This is a genomic window from Hyphococcus sp. (genome assembly GCF_965228385.1).
Classification (GTDB): Bacteria; Pseudomonadota; Alphaproteobacteria; order Caulobacterales; family Parvularculaceae; genus Hyphococcus.
In genome coordinates this window covers 2,000,721-2,015,171 of sequence record NZ_OZ245810.1, presented here as the reverse complement: position 1 = coordinate 2,015,171, position 14,451 = coordinate 2,000,721, and the positions used below count along the sequence as shown (strand labels likewise).

Annotated in this window: 14 protein-coding genes and 1 tRNA gene; 13 read left to right on the top strand and 2 right to left on the bottom strand. The window is 56.5% G+C overall.

Translation table 11 applies throughout. The annotated features are described in order from the left end of the window. The first annotated feature begins 236 nt into the window (after positions 1-236). From glnA to parE, 7 genes are all read left to right on the top strand, one after another. The gene (glnA, locus tag ACQK2Q_RS09515; RefSeq protein ID WP_425409506.1) at positions 237-1,643 is read left to right on the top strand and encodes a type I glutamate--ammonia ligase; all 1,407 of its coding nucleotides are present in this window, start codon (positions 237-239) and stop codon (positions 1,641-1,643) included. Between the two features lie 133 nt (positions 1,644-1,776). Further along, positions 1,777-2,151, top strand: a complete 375-nt coding sequence (locus ACQK2Q_RS09510; RefSeq protein WP_425409505.1) for a GtrA family protein — start codon at positions 1,777-1,779, stop codon at positions 2,149-2,151. A gap of 165 nt (positions 2,152-2,316) precedes the next feature. Continuing rightward, on the top strand, positions 2,317-2,697 hold the full coding sequence (locus ACQK2Q_RS09505) for an ArsR/SmtB family transcription factor (protein ID WP_425409504.1): 381 nt from the start codon (positions 2,317-2,319) through the stop codon (positions 2,695-2,697). Then, positions 2,694-3,227 (top strand): SRPBCC domain-containing protein, encoded by a 534-nt coding sequence (locus ACQK2Q_RS09500; RefSeq protein ID WP_425409503.1) that lies wholly within the window; start codon positions 2,694-2,696, stop codon positions 3,225-3,227. Before ACQK2Q_RS09505 ends, ACQK2Q_RS09500 begins: the two co-directional genes overlap by 4 nt. A gap of 15 nt (positions 3,228-3,242) precedes the next feature. Further along, entirely contained in the window at positions 3,243-3,815 is a 573-nt protein-coding gene (locus ACQK2Q_RS09495; protein WP_425409502.1) for a DUF4287 domain-containing protein, read from the top strand. Between the two features lie 28 nt (positions 3,816-3,843). Beyond that, positions 3,844-4,284 (top strand): hypothetical protein, encoded by a 441-nt coding sequence (locus ACQK2Q_RS09490; RefSeq protein WP_425409501.1) that lies wholly within the window; start codon positions 3,844-3,846, stop codon positions 4,282-4,284. Positions 4,285-4,390: 106 nt separating this feature from the next. Continuing rightward, complete coding sequence (gene parE, locus ACQK2Q_RS09485) at positions 4,391-6,400, top strand: DNA topoisomerase IV subunit B (protein WP_425409500.1); 2,010 nt, start codon at positions 4,391-4,393, stop codon at positions 6,398-6,400. 735 nt (positions 6,401-7,135) lie between these two features. On the opposite strand, the gene ACQK2Q_RS09480 is transcribed toward parE, so the two are convergent. Both ACQK2Q_RS09480 and ACQK2Q_RS09475 read right to left on the bottom strand, forming a co-directional pair. Then, a complete protein-coding gene (locus ACQK2Q_RS09480) occupies positions 7,136-7,756 on the bottom strand; it encodes a 2OG-Fe(II) oxygenase (RefSeq protein WP_425409499.1) in 621 nt (206 codons plus the stop codon). Positions 7,757-7,822: 66 nt separating this feature from the next. Further along, positions 7,823-8,161, bottom strand: coding sequence for a P-II family nitrogen regulator (locus tag ACQK2Q_RS09475; RefSeq protein ID WP_425409498.1), 339 nt, complete (start codon positions 8,159-8,161; stop codon positions 7,823-7,825). Between the two features lie 81 nt (positions 8,162-8,242). Between ACQK2Q_RS09475 and ACQK2Q_RS09470 the strand changes: the two genes are divergently transcribed. From ACQK2Q_RS09470 to clpX, 6 genes are all read left to right on the top strand, one after another. Next, a complete protein-coding gene (locus ACQK2Q_RS09470) occupies positions 8,243-9,763 on the top strand; it encodes an NAD(P)H-hydrate dehydratase (protein ID WP_425409497.1) in 1,521 nt (506 codons plus the stop codon). Beyond that, the gene (locus ACQK2Q_RS09465) at positions 9,760-10,263 is read left to right on the top strand and encodes an N-acetyltransferase family protein (protein WP_425409496.1); all 504 of its coding nucleotides are present in this window, start codon (positions 9,760-9,762) and stop codon (positions 10,261-10,263) included. Before ACQK2Q_RS09470 ends, ACQK2Q_RS09465 begins: the two co-directional genes overlap by 4 nt. A 112-nt stretch (positions 10,264-10,375) precedes the next feature. Continuing rightward, positions 10,376-10,460 (top strand) — tRNA-Leu (locus ACQK2Q_RS09460). Between the two features lie 74 nt (positions 10,461-10,534). Beyond that, a complete protein-coding gene (gene tig / locus ACQK2Q_RS09455) occupies positions 10,535-11,902 on the top strand; it encodes a trigger factor (protein WP_425409495.1) in 1,368 nt (455 codons plus the stop codon). A gap of 262 nt (positions 11,903-12,164) precedes the next feature. Further along, entirely contained in the window at positions 12,165-12,797 is a 633-nt protein-coding gene (locus tag ACQK2Q_RS09450) for an ATP-dependent Clp protease proteolytic subunit (protein WP_425409494.1), read from the top strand. Between the two features lie 216 nt (positions 12,798-13,013). Beyond that, the gene (clpX, locus tag ACQK2Q_RS09445; RefSeq protein WP_425409493.1) at positions 13,014-14,297 is read left to right on the top strand and encodes an ATP-dependent Clp protease ATP-binding subunit ClpX; all 1,284 of its coding nucleotides are present in this window, start codon (positions 13,014-13,016) and stop codon (positions 14,295-14,297) included. Positions 14,298-14,451: the final 154 nt, after the last annotated feature.

Sequence of the window (14,451 nt, the reverse complement as noted above, 5' to 3'; positions counted from 1 at the left end):
CAGAAAGTTTAGACAAAGGGTGCGTGGATTTAGCGTTTTCTTCCAAAATTCCTCTAAAAATCCGCACGCCGCGCCCGTCCAGTCAAATTTTTTGCTGCAATGCAATATTTTCTTGCGTGAAACACGATTCTCAACGCACACTGTTCCCATACGTGGTTTTGCGAAGCGCCGGAAGGGGTGGCCTTCTTCGGTTTCAGAGCCACTGCCGACAAACAAAAAACAGGAGCACTTCTCCAATGAGCGCAGACGCCATCCTCAAAAAAATCAAAAACGAGAATATTAAATACGTTGACCTCCGCTTCACCGATCCAAAAGGCAAGTGGCAGCATGTCACCTTTGACCAGTCGATGGTCGATGAAGATTTCTTTTCTGAAGGGCAGATGTTTGACGGCTCGTCCATCGCCGGATGGAAAGCGATCAATGAGTCTGACATGGTCCTGATGCCGGATACTGAAACGGCGGTTCTTGATCCGTTTTTTGCGCAACCGACGCTTTCCCTTTTTTGCGATATTCTGGAGCCGTCAACAGGCCAGCCCTATAGTCGCGATCCGCGCACCACGGCGAAAGCTGCGGAAGCCTATCTGAAATCTTCCGGTATTGGCGATACGGCGTATTTCGGTCCGGAAGCGGAATTTTTTGTATTTGACGATGTGCGATGGTCAACGGAACAGCACAATATGGGTTACGCTGTCGATTCCGTTGAGGGTCCGTATAACAGCTCCACCGATTTCGAAGGCGGTAACCTGGCGCACAGGCCGGGACCGAAAGGCGGGTATTTTCCAGTGCCGCCGGTGGACAGCGCACAGGACATGCGCACGCAGATGCTCGCTATCATGACGGAAATGGGACTGGAGCCTGAAAAGCATCACCATGAGGTGGCGCCCTCCCAGCATGAACTGGGCATGAAGTTCTCAACCCTGACAACCATGGCCGACCGGCTTCAAATGTATAAATATGTCGTACATCAGGTCGCAGCCGAATACGGTAAAACGGCGACTTTCATGCCGAAACCGATTTATGGCGACAATGGTTCCGGCATGCATGTGCACCAGTCAATCTGGAAAGGCGGGCAGCCGACATTTGCAGGCGACCGGTACGCCGATCTATCCGAGACCTGTCTTTTCTATATTGGCGGCATCATCAAACATGCCCGCGCGATCAACGCTTTCGCCAATGCGACGACCAATAGCTACAAACGGCTTGTACCGGGTTTCGAGGCGCCGGTTCTGCTCGCCTATTCGGCGCGCAACCGCTCTGCGTCCGTTCGCATACCCTGGGTCGGGTCTCCGAAAGGAAAGCGTCTTGAAACGCGTTTTCCTGACGCGTCCGGCAATCCGTATCTCACATTCGCAGCGCTGCTCATGGCCGGCCTGGACGGCATTGAGAATAAAATCCATCCGGGCGACCCGATGGATAAAGACCTTTACGACCTTCCTGCGGAGGAGTTGAAAGATATCCCGACCGTGTGCGCCTCTTTGCGAGAATCCTTGAGCGCGCTCAGCCATGACCGGGAGTTTCTGAAAAAAGGCAACGTCTTCAACGACGATCAGATCGAGGCGTATATCGATCTGAAAATGGCCGAAGTGACGCGGTTTGAGACGACACCGCATCCTGTCGAGTTTGCGATGTATTATTCCGCTTAAGCGGAATATTTACCAATTGAAAAAACCGGGTCCTGCGGACCCGGTTTTTACGTGAGGGCCGCAAGTTATTTACCTTTTTCAGCTAGAGACGGAGCCGCTTTTGAACTTTTGATTGTTTCGCGCCAGCCCCGTTATGATAGTACAAATTGTAAGATATTGTCTTGTCGGCGTTCTCAATACCTGCATCGGACTGGGCGTGATCTTCACATGCATGAGCGTTTTCAAATTTTCGCCCGGACTTTCAAACGCCATTGGTTTTCTTTCAGCAATCGGCGTTAGCTATTCCCTGAACAGGCGCTGGACGTTTCAAAGCGATGCTTCGGTCAAATCCTCTCTCACGGGCTATGGCGCGATTTGCGTACTCGGCTTTGTGTTGAATCTCGGCGCTCTTTATCTGTTTTTGGACGTGCTCAACGTTAATCCTTATATCGCGCAAATTTTCAGCGTCGGCATTTATGCCAGCTTCGTCTTCTTCAGCGCCCGCATACTCGTCTTTCGCAATAACTGAACGCCGTGCAAGGCCGGCCCGCCTTTGTTACCGCCGCGGGCATTCACCAGCGCTGACCTTCCATGCATAGCTGCGCCGTCCGGCTCTATATTTAGCGCCAATCCGCTGATATTACGAAAAGAGTGATTGACTTGCTTTTCATCATATGTAACCTATTAGTTACATATGATGAAAAGCAACGATATGGATGCGGTTTTTCAGGCGCTTGCAAACGAGAGTCGGCGACGGATGCTGGATATTGTGAAGGAAGAACCGGGCATTGGGGTAGGCGCGCTCGCCGCTGACTTCGATGTAAGCCGCATTGCGGTCATGAAGCATCTGACGGTTCTTGAAGACGCAAATCTTATCGTTTCTGAAAAAGACGGCCGTACGCGAAAGCTCTATTTCAACGCAGCGCCAATCCAGATGATCCATGAACGCTGGACCACGAAATACAGCGCCTATTGGGCGGGTCAGCTGACACGCATCAAATATCTCGCGGAAGCGCGCGCCGAGGCGGCGCAATCCAGCACAGGCATAAAAAAACAGGGGAAGACATCGTCATGAACGATCAAAAATATCTGGATAAAGAAATCTATCGTGTCTTCATATCCGCGCCAGTCGAAACCGTCTGGTCCGAGCTCGTAAACGCTGCAAATCCCCGCCCGTTTTTCTGGAACGGCAGCTGGGATACGCCTGATTTTTCACCCGGCAACCCTTATCGGATTTCCGCCAATAATGGAAAAGCGGTCCCCGTGATTGGCCGTATTCTGGAAATGGACCCGCCCCATAAACTTGTGACGACTTTCCGGCTGACCAATTTACCCGATCCTGCATCCATCGTGACCTATTTGCTGGAAGAAAAAGACGGCGGCACAGACTTTCAATTGATCACTGAAAATGTGCTGGCGGGTTCGAAAAGCGAAAAATCCATGGCCAGCGGTTCGAAATTTATCGTCGAAAATTTCAAAGCCTATGTGGAAACTGGAAAGGTCACTTTTCAGGCGCGCATGATGCTCGCAATGCTCTCAATCATGGCGCCGGTAACGCCGAAATCCATGAGCGCTGAAAACTGGCCGTTTGATAAAGCGGAATAATCACAGGGAGAACGCATGATGGCGCAGTCACCGGAAGAAATGGCGAATGCAATGATCGCCAATATGAAAGAAAAAACCGGCAAGACGCTGGAACAATGGATCACAATCGCAAAAAAATCCGGCGAAGAAAAACACGGCGGGGTCGTCAAATATCTGAAATCGCAACACGGCCTGACGCACGGTTTTGCAAACCTCGTCGCACATAAATATTTAAAGAGCGACGCCGCAAGCGCAAAAGGCGGAGACGCCGGCCTCGTCGAAGCGCAGTACGCAGGCCCAAAAGCGGAATTAAAACCGATTTACGATGCGCTTATCAAAGTGGCGACAGCGCTCGGCAATGAGGTAGAGATCGCGCCGAAAAAAACCTATGTCAGCCTCAGAAGAAATAAGCAGTTTGCGCTGATCCAGCCTTCGACAAAAACACGGGTCGATCTGGGGGTGAACCTTAAGGACGAGCCCGCCAAGGGACGCCTGGAAAAATCCGGCAGTTTTAACGCCATGGTGAGTCACAGGATCCGTCTCGAAAAACCCGGCGACGTCGATAAAGATGTGAAAGCGTGGCTGAAAAAAGCCTACGCGCAGGCGTAACAAAATATCAAAATCGAGGGAGAGAACAATGAACATACAGCATACGGAGAAACTACCGCCATGGTTCTGGGCCATCGCCGCGCTGGCTCTGCTTTGGAACCTGGCAGGCGTCGGCGCATTTATCGCGGATGCGGCGATGAGCGAAGAAACCGTCTCCACCCTTCCGCAAGCGCAGCAGGATATGCGCGGAAATACGCCCGCCTGGCTCATGATCGTATACGGTATCGCCGTTTTCACCGGACTGCTGGGCGCCATAGCGTTGCTGCTGCGAAAACAGTGGGCCGCGCCGGTTTTCGGCGTATCGCTGGGCGCCATCATCGTGCAAATGGGATATGTCATTTTTGGATTGAACGCGGTGCGCGCGCTTGGCGCTTCGGCGGTAATGTTTCCAACTTTTGTCGTCGCGATCGGCGTATTCCTTGTGTGGTTTGCACTGAAATCACAACGCAAGGGATGGCTGCGCGCTTGATACCGCAAACCCGGCCGCACATTTTTTCCCCAAGGCTTTGCGGAAGGCGTGGAACCGCGCTAGACCGGCGCATTCCAACAACGATTAAAACGCAGTAGCGAGTTTCATGGCAAGACGCGGCAAGGGTTCTGGCGGCAAAAGCGGTTCCGGCGGTGATGACGACCTTTTTGGCGATTACTCCGCCAAAGACATCGAAGTGCTTGAAGGGCTCGAGCCCGTCCGTAAGCGCCCCGGCATGTATATCGGCGGCACCGATGAGAAGGCGCTGCATCATCTCTTCGCTGAAGTGCTCGACAACGCCATGGACGAGGCCGTCGCCGGCCACGCAACGCGCATCGAAGTTGAGCTGCATGATGACGGCTACCTGCAGGTGACGGATAACGGCCGCGGCATTCCGGTGGACCCGCATCCGAAATTCAAGGGAAAATCCGCGCTGGAAGTGATCATGACGACGCTGCACTCGGGCGGCAAGTTCGAGGGCAAGGCCTATGTCACATCCGGCGGTCTGCATGGCGTGGGCGTTTCGGTCGTTAACGCGCTTTCCCATGACATGATCGTCGAGGTTTGCCGCGCGCGCACCATGTGGCGCCAGACCTACGCAGAAGGCCAACCGCGTACGAAGCTTGAAAAGGTCGGCCCCGCGCCAAACAAGCGCGGTACATCGGTCATGTTCACGCCCGATCCGAAGATCTTCGGCGCGAATCCCAAATTCAAGCCGGCCCGGCTTTTCAAAATGGCGCGCTCCAAAGCCTACCTGTTTGGCGGCGTCGAAATCCGCTGGAAATGCGCGCCCGGCCTCATCAAGGATCAAACGCCTTCGGAAGCCGTCTTTCATTTCGAAAGAGGGCTTACGGATTATTTGAAAACGCTCGCGGGCTCGAAGCCGACGGTTACCGAAGATATTTTCGCCGGCAAGGTTGAGCGCAAGGACGAAGGCGGACATGGCAATGTCGAATGGGCGGTGGTCTGGGGCGCAGCGGGCTTTGGCGACGCAGACGGTTTCGTCAATTCCTATTGCAACACCGTGCCGACGCCGGAAGGCGGCACGCACGAGGCGGGTCTGCGCGCGGCGCTGACAAAAGGTCTGAAAGCCTACGCCGACATCGCCGGCGTAAAGCGCGCAGCCAATGTCACCGCAGAAGACGTGCTCGGCACCGCGGGCGCCCTGCTTTCCGTTTTTGTGCGCAACCCGGAATTTCAGGGACAAACGAAGGATAAACTCGCCACCAGCGAGGCGCAGCGTATCGTTGAGAATACGGTGCGACCGGCGTTCGATCATTGGCTCGCGTCGAATCCGAAACAGGCGGGCGCACTTGTGGACTGGGTGGCCGACCGGGCGGAAGAACGCCAGCGCCGCCGCAAGGAAAAGGAAGTCAGCCGCGCCGCCGCCACGCGCAAGCTGCGCCTGCCGGGAAAACTCGCTGACTGCTCTTCAGCCAGCCGCACCGGCACCGAAATCTTTCTCGTCGAAGGCGACAGCGCCGGCGGCTCCGCCAAACAGGCGCGCAATCGGGCGACGCAGGCGATCCTCCCGCTGCGCGGCAAAATTCTCAACGTCGCCTCCGCCGGCCGCGATAAAATTCTGGCGAACCAGGAAATCGCCGACATGACGCAGGCGCTTGGCGCGGGGATCGGCGCCAAGTTCGATATCGAGAATCTGCGCTATGAAAAAGTCATCATCATGACTGACGCCGATGTAGACGGCGCCCATATTGCGGCGCTGCTCATCACGTTTTTTCATCAGGAAATGCCGGAGCTGATCCGCGCCGGGCGGCTCTATCTCGCCCAGCCGCCGCTTTTTCGCCTGACGGCCGGCGGAAAATCCGTGTACGCAATGTCTGAAGATGAACGCGACAAGCTGCTGAAATCCGAATTCAAGACGGGGCAGAAAGTCGATGTGGGCCGCTTCAAGGGTCTGGGCGAAATGATGCCGGCGCAACTGAAAGAGACGACCATGAACCCGGAGACAAGAACGCTCGCCCGGGTCGTTATCGCGGAAGACAAGGAAGACGCCAGCAGCGACCTTGTCTCCCGCCTGATGGGCAAGAAAGCTGAAGCGCGCTTTCAGTTCATACAGGAAAACGCAGCTTTCGTTCAGGATGCGCTGGATATTTAAATTTCAAATCCGGAGTGCGGCTCAATTAACATTCGCGCAAAACAGCACCCGGACGGTCGGTTTTCAGTTTTGGCGCGAGCGCGCAACGCCTCAGCCGTCCGAACAAGTTTCATCATCACCGCCTTTCATGCGAAAGCGAATGCATAAGATGGAGAGATTGCGCGAGACGCAAAACTTTCTTTTCAATAACAATAGTAGAGGCTTTGCGCCTCCCGACCGCGAATGCGGTCTAATCATATCGTGCGCGCCTTCGCGCGCGGGCCGGCTTATGCATCATAGCCAACCGAATGCCGCCGGCGCGCGTTCCTGCTCCCATAAGAAACATTCCCGCGCGTTTCACCCGGGGGCTCGGTTGCAGGTGAATTGGGGCCCCAACCCCAATTAACGGCCGGGACTAAGCTGGCGTCCGATCCCCCGTCCGCATGGATTACAAGCATTTGGAGTAACGGGGGGCGCCAACCGCCCGACCGCGAACGCGGTCAAATTATAACCTGCGCGCCTTTGCGCGCGGGGCGCCGCGATCCGGGCCGCTGAGAAACGGCGAGCTCAACGCCTCTCCATATCCGGACTGCCGCGCAGTATAGGGCAGGTTCAAAAGGGGGTGGATATCTATCCACCGACACTGGTTTTTTTTGAAGAATTCAACAGATAGGTTGTAAAATGCTGCGCCGCCGCTCGCCTCATTGGTGTGGTGGTTTTACATAAATCCGGCATTGAGTCCTTGGCGTCTATGCTTCAGGCCCGCGACACCGTTTGCTGCGGAAAGCATAGCTGTTCACGGTCGCGCCAGTCGGTGGTGACATAGTTTAAAATCAACGATTTCCGCACGCCCGGAATCTCGCGCTTTTCAAACCCGTGATAGGTGTCGCCGCCCGGCACGAACGCCATCGCTGTATTGGGCGCGAATGGCGAACGTTTCGCATGCGTCTTGTCGGCGTTATAAATGTCCGTACCCATATCTTCATGCGCCGGATTGTCTGAGACGTATATCAGCAAGGTAAGACGCTTGACGCCGAGATCGGTATGCGGTTCGAGCCAGAAGCCCGTCAGGTCCTGGGCGTATTCAATCCGCAAAAACGTCCCTTCCAGATCAGCGTTGAAAAACTTTTCGACGGCGCTGACCATTTCGGGCGCCTGAAAGGCATGGGCGATCGATGCGACGCTGTCATGGCGTTTAATATTTGCGGCGTCGAAATAGTGGCGGGTTTCATTATGCAATTCGCGCTTGCCCGAAACGCCGCCAACGCCGGCGGCGGGAAATTCCAGCGTTTTCACGTCGTCAAAAATGTCGTCGGGAAAAAGGCCGCGAATAATCCAGTGACGATAGGGTGTTTCAAAGCGTTCGCTGTCCGCCAACGCCTTTACAAAGGTCTCGTAAATCCGATCCTCGCCGGTGATGGGGAAGCTCCTGATATCAGAAAATTAAATGGCGTCGCGGCCGCGCTCGCCCGTGCGGATCCGCACCGCGTCGTCTATGGTCGATACAAAAATCTTGCCGTCGCCGATGCGTCCGGAATGCGCCGCCGTCTTTATCGCTTCGACCGCCTTTTCGACCAGATTATCGTCAACCACCAGCTCCATTTTCAGTTTCGGCAGAAAATCGACGACATATTCTGCGCCGCGATAAAGCTCCGTATGCCCCTTTTGCCGGCCAAACCCTCTGGCCTCCGTCACCGTCATGCCCTGCAGGCCAAGATCCTGAAGCGCCTCTTTGACGTCATCGAGTTTGAAAGGTTTGATGATCGCCTCGATTTTTTTCATGAGCGGAATCCGTTTCGCAAACTGTCTCGCGTCTGTTACGACAATACATAGTTTTGGGCGCGCCGTATAAAAGGTGTCAAGATGAACCCGCTAGCCGTTTTTTCCAGCGATCAGATGCGCGCCGCAGAGGCGGCGGCGATCAATGGCGGGCTGGCCTCCGCCGCCTTGATGGAGACGGCGGGCAAGCACGTCGCAGAGATCGCCATGCGGGCCTGGTCGAAACGGCCTGTGGCCGTGATTTGCGGTCCGGGCGCCAATGGCGGCGACGGCTTTGTGGCGGCGCGCATTATCGCCGAGGCCGGCTGGCCGGTGAAAGTGCTGCTTGCCGGGGACCGGGACAAGTTAAAGGGCGACGCCAAAATGATGGCGGGCCTTTATGAAGGCGACATCGCGCCTTTCGCGCCGCAATTGTTGAACGGCGCCGGGCTCATTATCGACGCCCTCTTTGGGACCGGTCTGTCGCGCGCTGTGGAAGGCAATGCGAAGACAGCGGTCGACGCCGTCAACGCGCATCCGGCGCCGGTGCTGGCTGTCGATATTCCCTCCGGCGTCAGCGCCGATGACGGCGCGGTTCTCGGCGCCGCTATCAATGCGGCGCGCACTGTCGCCTTCCATGCCAAAAAGCCTGCGCATCTGTTGTTTCCGGGACGCGCGCTCTGCGGCGCTTTGGATGTCGTCGACATCGGCATTACCGAGGGTGATCCGGCGAACACGTTTGAAAATCATCCGGCGATTTGGGGCGGCGCGTTTCCCCGGCCTTCATGGCGGGATCATAAATATGGACGCGGTCACGTGATGTGCCTTTCGGGCGGCGCGTTGAACACCGGCGCGGCGCGGCTGGCGGCGCAGGGCGCGCTGCGCATCGGCGCCGGTCTCGTCACCATGCTGTCGCCGGGCGAGGCGGCGCCGGCGCATGCCGCGCATTTGACGGCGATCATGCTGCGCGAGGCGAACACGGCGGTAGACATCGCAGCGCATTTGCAGGCGTCCGAAAAATCCCGGCTCATTGCCGTCGCCGGGCCGGCGGCGGGGGTCGGCGCTGAAACCCGCGATAAAACGCTGACCATCCTGAAAAGCGGCGCGGGCGCTGTTCTGGACGCCGATGCGCTGACGAGTTTCGCCGACGATACCGGCGCGCTTTTCAGCGCGCTGCGCCCGGATGATGTGCTGACGCCGCATACCGGCGAATTCGCGCGGCTTTTTGCCGGCGTCGCGCAACCGGACTCAGGCAAACTCGAAACGGCGCGTGCGGCAAGCGCCCGCGCGGGATGCATTATTGTTCTGAAAGGCCCGGACACAGTTATCGCCGCGCCGGACGGCAGGGCGATCATCAATGCGAATGCGCCGCCGGACCTGGCGACGGCCGGCGCCGGGGATGTGCTTGCGGGTTTCATCGCCGGCTTAAAGGCGCAAGGCATGAGCGGATTTGACGCCGCCGCCGCGGGCGTCTGGTTTCACGGCGCCTGCGGGCAGACCGCAGGACCGGGACTGACGGCTGAAGATTTGCCAAAGGCGGTTCCGCCTGTGTTGCGTCAGCTGTTAAACCCGCAACCGCAAAACCAGCCGGACAGCCAGCCAGCCGGCGAGGGACGGCGATCATGACGCCAATCACCGTCAGGCGCGGTCTCATTGATGATGCGGACGGGATCAACGGCGTCTATAATCCGTTTATTCGCGATACGGCCGTCACCTTCGAAACGGTCGAACTCAGCCTTGACGACCGCCGGCGCTGGTTTGAGGCGCGCGAAGACGATCTGCGTTATCCGGTTGTTGTCGCCGAAACCGGGAAGGGCGAAATTTGCGGTTTTGCAAGCGCCAGCCCTTTCGATCAGCGCGCCGGCTACGCGACATCGGTCAAAACATCCGTGTTCGTCGATCCTGTCTGCCATGGCAAAGGGGCCGGGGCGGCCCTTTATACGGCGCTGTTCAAGGCCCTGGAAAATAGCGGCGTTCATCGCGCTTACGGGCTGATCGCCGCGCCGAATCCGTCTTCCGCGGCGCTTCATAAACGCTTCGGGTTCAGGCATGTGGCGACGCTTGACGAGGTCGGACGCAAATTCGGCCGGTTTATTAACGTCATGTGGTTCGAAAAAGCGCTCTGAACCGCTGGACGGGAGCATTTCGTCTGGTATAGAACCCGCGGACTTTGAAAGGGGTCGCTGGCGTCGCCGCGGCCCGTTTTACGTTGCGCCTGGCGGATACCGCCATCGGCTTGCGGATGTGGCGAAATTGGTAGACGCACCAGATTTAGGTTCTGGCGCCGCGAGGCGTGGGGGTTCGAGTCCCTCCATCCGCACCATTTGAAGCTGGCGCCTGCGAGGCAAAAAAAATTGAACGCGACGGCCGCCCGGCCGGAAAACAGACGAGATGAAAATGGAAGTCATTGAAAAAAGCGCCGAAGGCCTTGATCGCCGGTTCCTGGTGAAAGTGCCCGCCAACGAACTCGACCAAAAGCTAGTCGCCAAGCTGCAAGAGGTGAAGGGCCGGGTCCATTTGAAAGGCTTCCGGAAAGGCAAGGCGCCGGTATCTTTTCTGAAGAAAATGTACGGCAAGGGAATGATGAGCGAGATCATTCAGGAAATTGTCACCGAGACCTCGCAAAAAGCCTTTACAGATCGCGACCTGCAGCCGGCGACATCGCCGCACCCGCATTTTCATTCCGACATGGAAGACGTGATCGCGGGCAAGGCCGATCTTGAATATGACGTACATGCTGAAATTCTGCCGAGCTTCGATCCGATGGACGTGGCGGGCTTGAAACTGACGCGTCCGGTCGCCGATATTCCGGACAGCGATATCGATGAAGCTCTCAGTAATATCGCCGAGCAGCAAACGAGCTATGCGGCGCGCGGCAAGACGGCGAAAGCCAAGGACAAAGATCAGCTTGTCATCGATTTTGTCGGCAAGGTCGACGGCGAGGAATTCGAAGGCGGCAAGGGCGAGGGCTTCGAGCTGACGCTCGGGTCGAACCAGTTTATCGAGGGCTTCGAGGACCAGCTTGTCGGCGCGAAAACCGGCGATGACGTGGAAGTCAAAGTCACCTTTCCCGAAGAATATCATTCGAAAGATCTCGCCGGAAAAGAAGCGGTTTTCGATGTTCATGTGGTAGAAGTCAGAGCGCCTGAGAAGGTTGAGATTGACGAAGAGCTGGCCAAGAAAGTCGGGCTGGACAGTCTCGACGATCTGAAAAAGCGGATTACCGAGCGTATTGAAGAAGACTACAAACGCCTATCGCGCGGACATGTGAAGCGCGCCCTGTTGGACAAACTTGACGAAGCGCACGATTTCGAGCTGCCCAAGGGCATGGTTGACGCCGAGTTCGAGCAGATCTGGCGTCAGGTGGAAAATTCCGAGCGCGATGAGGAAGATAAAGACAAAACCGAGGACGAGCTGAAAGACGAATATCGCAAGATCGCGGAACGCCGCGTGCGCCTTGGTCTTGTTCTCGCCGAGATCGGCAAACGCGCGGACGTGCAGGTTCCCTCAAGCGAACTGCAGCAGGCCATCCAGCAACAGGCGATGCGCGAAGCCCAGATGCTGCAGATGCAGGGCCAGGAAGTCTCGCCGCAGGAAGTCCTTAAATTTTATCAGCAAAATCCCGGCGCCATCCAGCAAATCCGGGCGCCGCTGTTTGAAGAAAAAGTCGTCGATTACATCATCGAGCGGGCCGAGGTGAAAGATAAAACTGTCAGCAAGGAAAAGCTCTTGGAGGAGCCGGAAGGCGAAGACGCATTTGCTTAAAGCCTTTACAGCGCACTCTCTCAAACCGGGCCGCCTATTTTGCGGCCCGTTTTCATATCGAGACGTTTTGCCGCCGAAAGACAGCCGCTTTTCAACAACGCCTTGCAATTTCAGGAGAATAACCCTCGCTTAAGTGTGCCGCGCTATAGTCGGCGACAGGGGCTGGCGCTCGCCAAATCAGACCCCATGTTAAGGGATTGAATTAACCACCCGCTCACCTGCGCGACGGCGCAAATGAAGACGCGAACAAAAGAGGACGTCGATGAAAGACCCCCATGATATTTATATGAATACGCTTGTGCCCATGGTGGTCGAGCAGTCGAGCCGGGGCGAGCGCGCCTTCGATATCTATTCGCGCCTCTTGAAGGAGCGGATCATCTTCCTCTCGGGCCCTGTGAACGATCAGGTCTCAACCCTTATTATTGCTCAGCTTTTATTCCTTGAGGCGGATAATCCGAAGAAGGAGATCGCGTTCTACATCAATTCGCCAGGCGGCGTCGTCTCGGCGGGTCTGGCCATGTACGATACGATGCAGTTCGTCCGCCCGGCGGTCTCGACCATGTGCGTCGGCATGGCCGCCTCCATGGGCTCGCTCCTGCTGGCGGCCGGCGAGAAAGACATGCGCTTCTCGCTGCCGAACTCGCGCATCATGGTTCATCAGCCGTCCGGCGGGTTTCAGGGGCAGGCGTCCGATATCGAACGCCACGCCCAGGACATCATCAAGATCAAGCGGCGGTTGAATGAAATTTACGTTCATCACACCGGGCAGTCCTATGAAACTATTGAGAAAACACTCGATCGCGATCATTTCCTCGACGCCGAGGAAGCGGTCTCGTTCGGTCTGATCGACAAGGTGCTGGCGGAGCGGTCCGAGGGTGCCGACAGCGAATCTTAAGGATTCACCTTGAAACTTAAGGCTTTAGGGAAATGATTTCTTGATTGGTTCGGGCGGAATATGGTCCTATGACGGCGTCCCGGGTTGTCATGGCGCCGTTCGTGCAGTTTTCCCGGGGTGCGCCAGCCTGGAATTTGCCGGGTTGCGTGAAAATTGCCATGAAGCGTTCAGCGCCGCAGCGTGCGGGCCGAGCGCTGACGAAGGAGTGCAGGTATAGTGAGCAAGATCGGCGGCAAAAACGGCGGTGACGGGAAAAACACCCTTTACTGTTCATTCTGCGGCAAAAGCCAGCATGAGGTCAGAAAGCTTATCGCCGGACCGACCGTATTCATTTGCGATGAATGCGTTGAACTTTGCATGGACATTATTCGCGAGGAATCGAAATCCTCGCTTGTGAAGGCCAGCGACGGCGTGCCTAGCCCGCAGCAGATTCACAAAGTGCTGGACGATTATGTGATCGGACAGGCGCAGGCGAAACGCGTTTTGTCGGTCGCTGTGCACAACCATTACAAACGGCTCAATCACGCCGCGAAGAACAATGATGTTGAACTGGCGAAATCCAACATCTTGCTGATCGGTCCGACGGGTTCGGGCAAGACGCTGCTGGCGCAGACGCTCGCGCGTATTCTTGACGTTCCCTTCACTATGGCGGACGCGACGACCCTCACCGAGGCCGGTTATGTGGGCGAGGATGTCGAAAACATCATCCTGAAACTTCTTCAGTCTGCGGATTATAATGTCGAGCGCGCGCAGCGCGGCATCGTCTACATTGACGAGGTCGACAAGATTTCGCGTAAATCCGACAATCCGTCGATCACCCGCGATGTGTCGGGCGAGGGCGTGCAGCAGGCGCTTCTCAAGATTATGGAAGGCACTGTTGCTTCCGTACCGCCGCAGGGCGGGCGCAAGCATCCGCAGCAGGAGTTCTTGCAGGTCGACACGACGAACATCCTGTTCATCGTCGGCGGCGCGTTTGCGGGGCTGGAAAAAGTCATCGCGAACCGTGGCGAGGGATCGTCAATCGGTTTCAGCGCTGAAGTGAAAAGCCCGGACGATCGCCGTATCGGCGCGATCCTGCAGGAAGTGGAGCCGGAAGATCTGTTGAAATTCGGCCTTATTCCTGAATTTGTCGGGCGTCTGCCGGTCATCGCGACGCTTGAGGATCTGGACGAAGACGCGCTGGTGCAAATTCTGACCTCGCCAAAAAACGCGCTTGTGAAGCAATATCAGCGTCTGTTCGAAATGGAGGATGTGAAGCTCACCTTCACGGATGACGCAAAATCCGCCATCGCGCGCCGGGCCATCGCCCGCAAAACAGGCGCGCGGGGTCTGCGCTCGATCATGGAAGGCATCCTTCTTGATTCGATGTTTGAACTGCCGACTCTCGAAGGCGTTGTTGAAGTCGTGGTCAACGGCGAAGTCGTCGATGGCAATGCGACGCCGCTTTATATTTATTCCGACCGGGACAAGACCGCCGTCGAGGCGGACGCCAGCGCGTAAAATTTTTGTGAAGTCTTGACGGGGGGGCTGCTTTTCCCCGCTTTGGATTTCACGGCTTGAATTTGCGCAAAAACAGCCCAAATTAATACTGTATCAGCCGCCGCTGTATTATCATTACAGCGGCGGTTGGCGTGACTATGGTCGGGCCGGCGCC

Coding starts and splice junctions, on each gene's coding strand:
- glnA (WP_425409506.1), top strand. CDS start 237: ATGAGCGCAGACGCCATCCTCAAAAAAATCAAAAACGAGAATATTAAA.
- ACQK2Q_RS09510 (WP_425409505.1), top strand. CDS start 1,777: ATGATAGTACAAATTGTAAGATATTGTCTTGTCGGCGTTCTCAATACC.
- ACQK2Q_RS09505 (WP_425409504.1), top strand. CDS start 2,317: ATGATGAAAAGCAACGATATGGATGCGGTTTTTCAGGCGCTTGCAAAC.
- ACQK2Q_RS09500 (WP_425409503.1), top strand. CDS start 2,694: ATGAACGATCAAAAATATCTGGATAAAGAAATCTATCGTGTCTTCATA.
- ACQK2Q_RS09495 (WP_425409502.1), top strand. CDS start 3,243: ATGATGGCGCAGTCACCGGAAGAAATGGCGAATGCAATGATCGCCAAT.
- ACQK2Q_RS09490 (WP_425409501.1), top strand. CDS start 3,844: ATGAACATACAGCATACGGAGAAACTACCGCCATGGTTCTGGGCCATC.
- parE (WP_425409500.1), top strand. CDS start 4,391: ATGGCAAGACGCGGCAAGGGTTCTGGCGGCAAAAGCGGTTCCGGCGGT.
- ACQK2Q_RS09475 (WP_425409498.1), bottom strand. CDS start 8,161: ATGAAAAAAATCGAGGCGATCATCAAACCTTTCAAACTCGATGACGTC.
- ACQK2Q_RS09470 (WP_425409497.1), top strand. CDS start 8,243: ATGAACCCGCTAGCCGTTTTTTCCAGCGATCAGATGCGCGCCGCAGAG.
- ACQK2Q_RS09465 (WP_425409496.1), top strand. CDS start 9,760: ATGACGCCAATCACCGTCAGGCGCGGTCTCATTGATGATGCGGACGGG.
- tig (WP_425409495.1), top strand. CDS start 10,535: ATGGAAGTCATTGAAAAAAGCGCCGAAGGCCTTGATCGCCGGTTCCTG.
- ACQK2Q_RS09450 (WP_425409494.1), top strand. CDS start 12,165: ATGAAAGACCCCCATGATATTTATATGAATACGCTTGTGCCCATGGTG.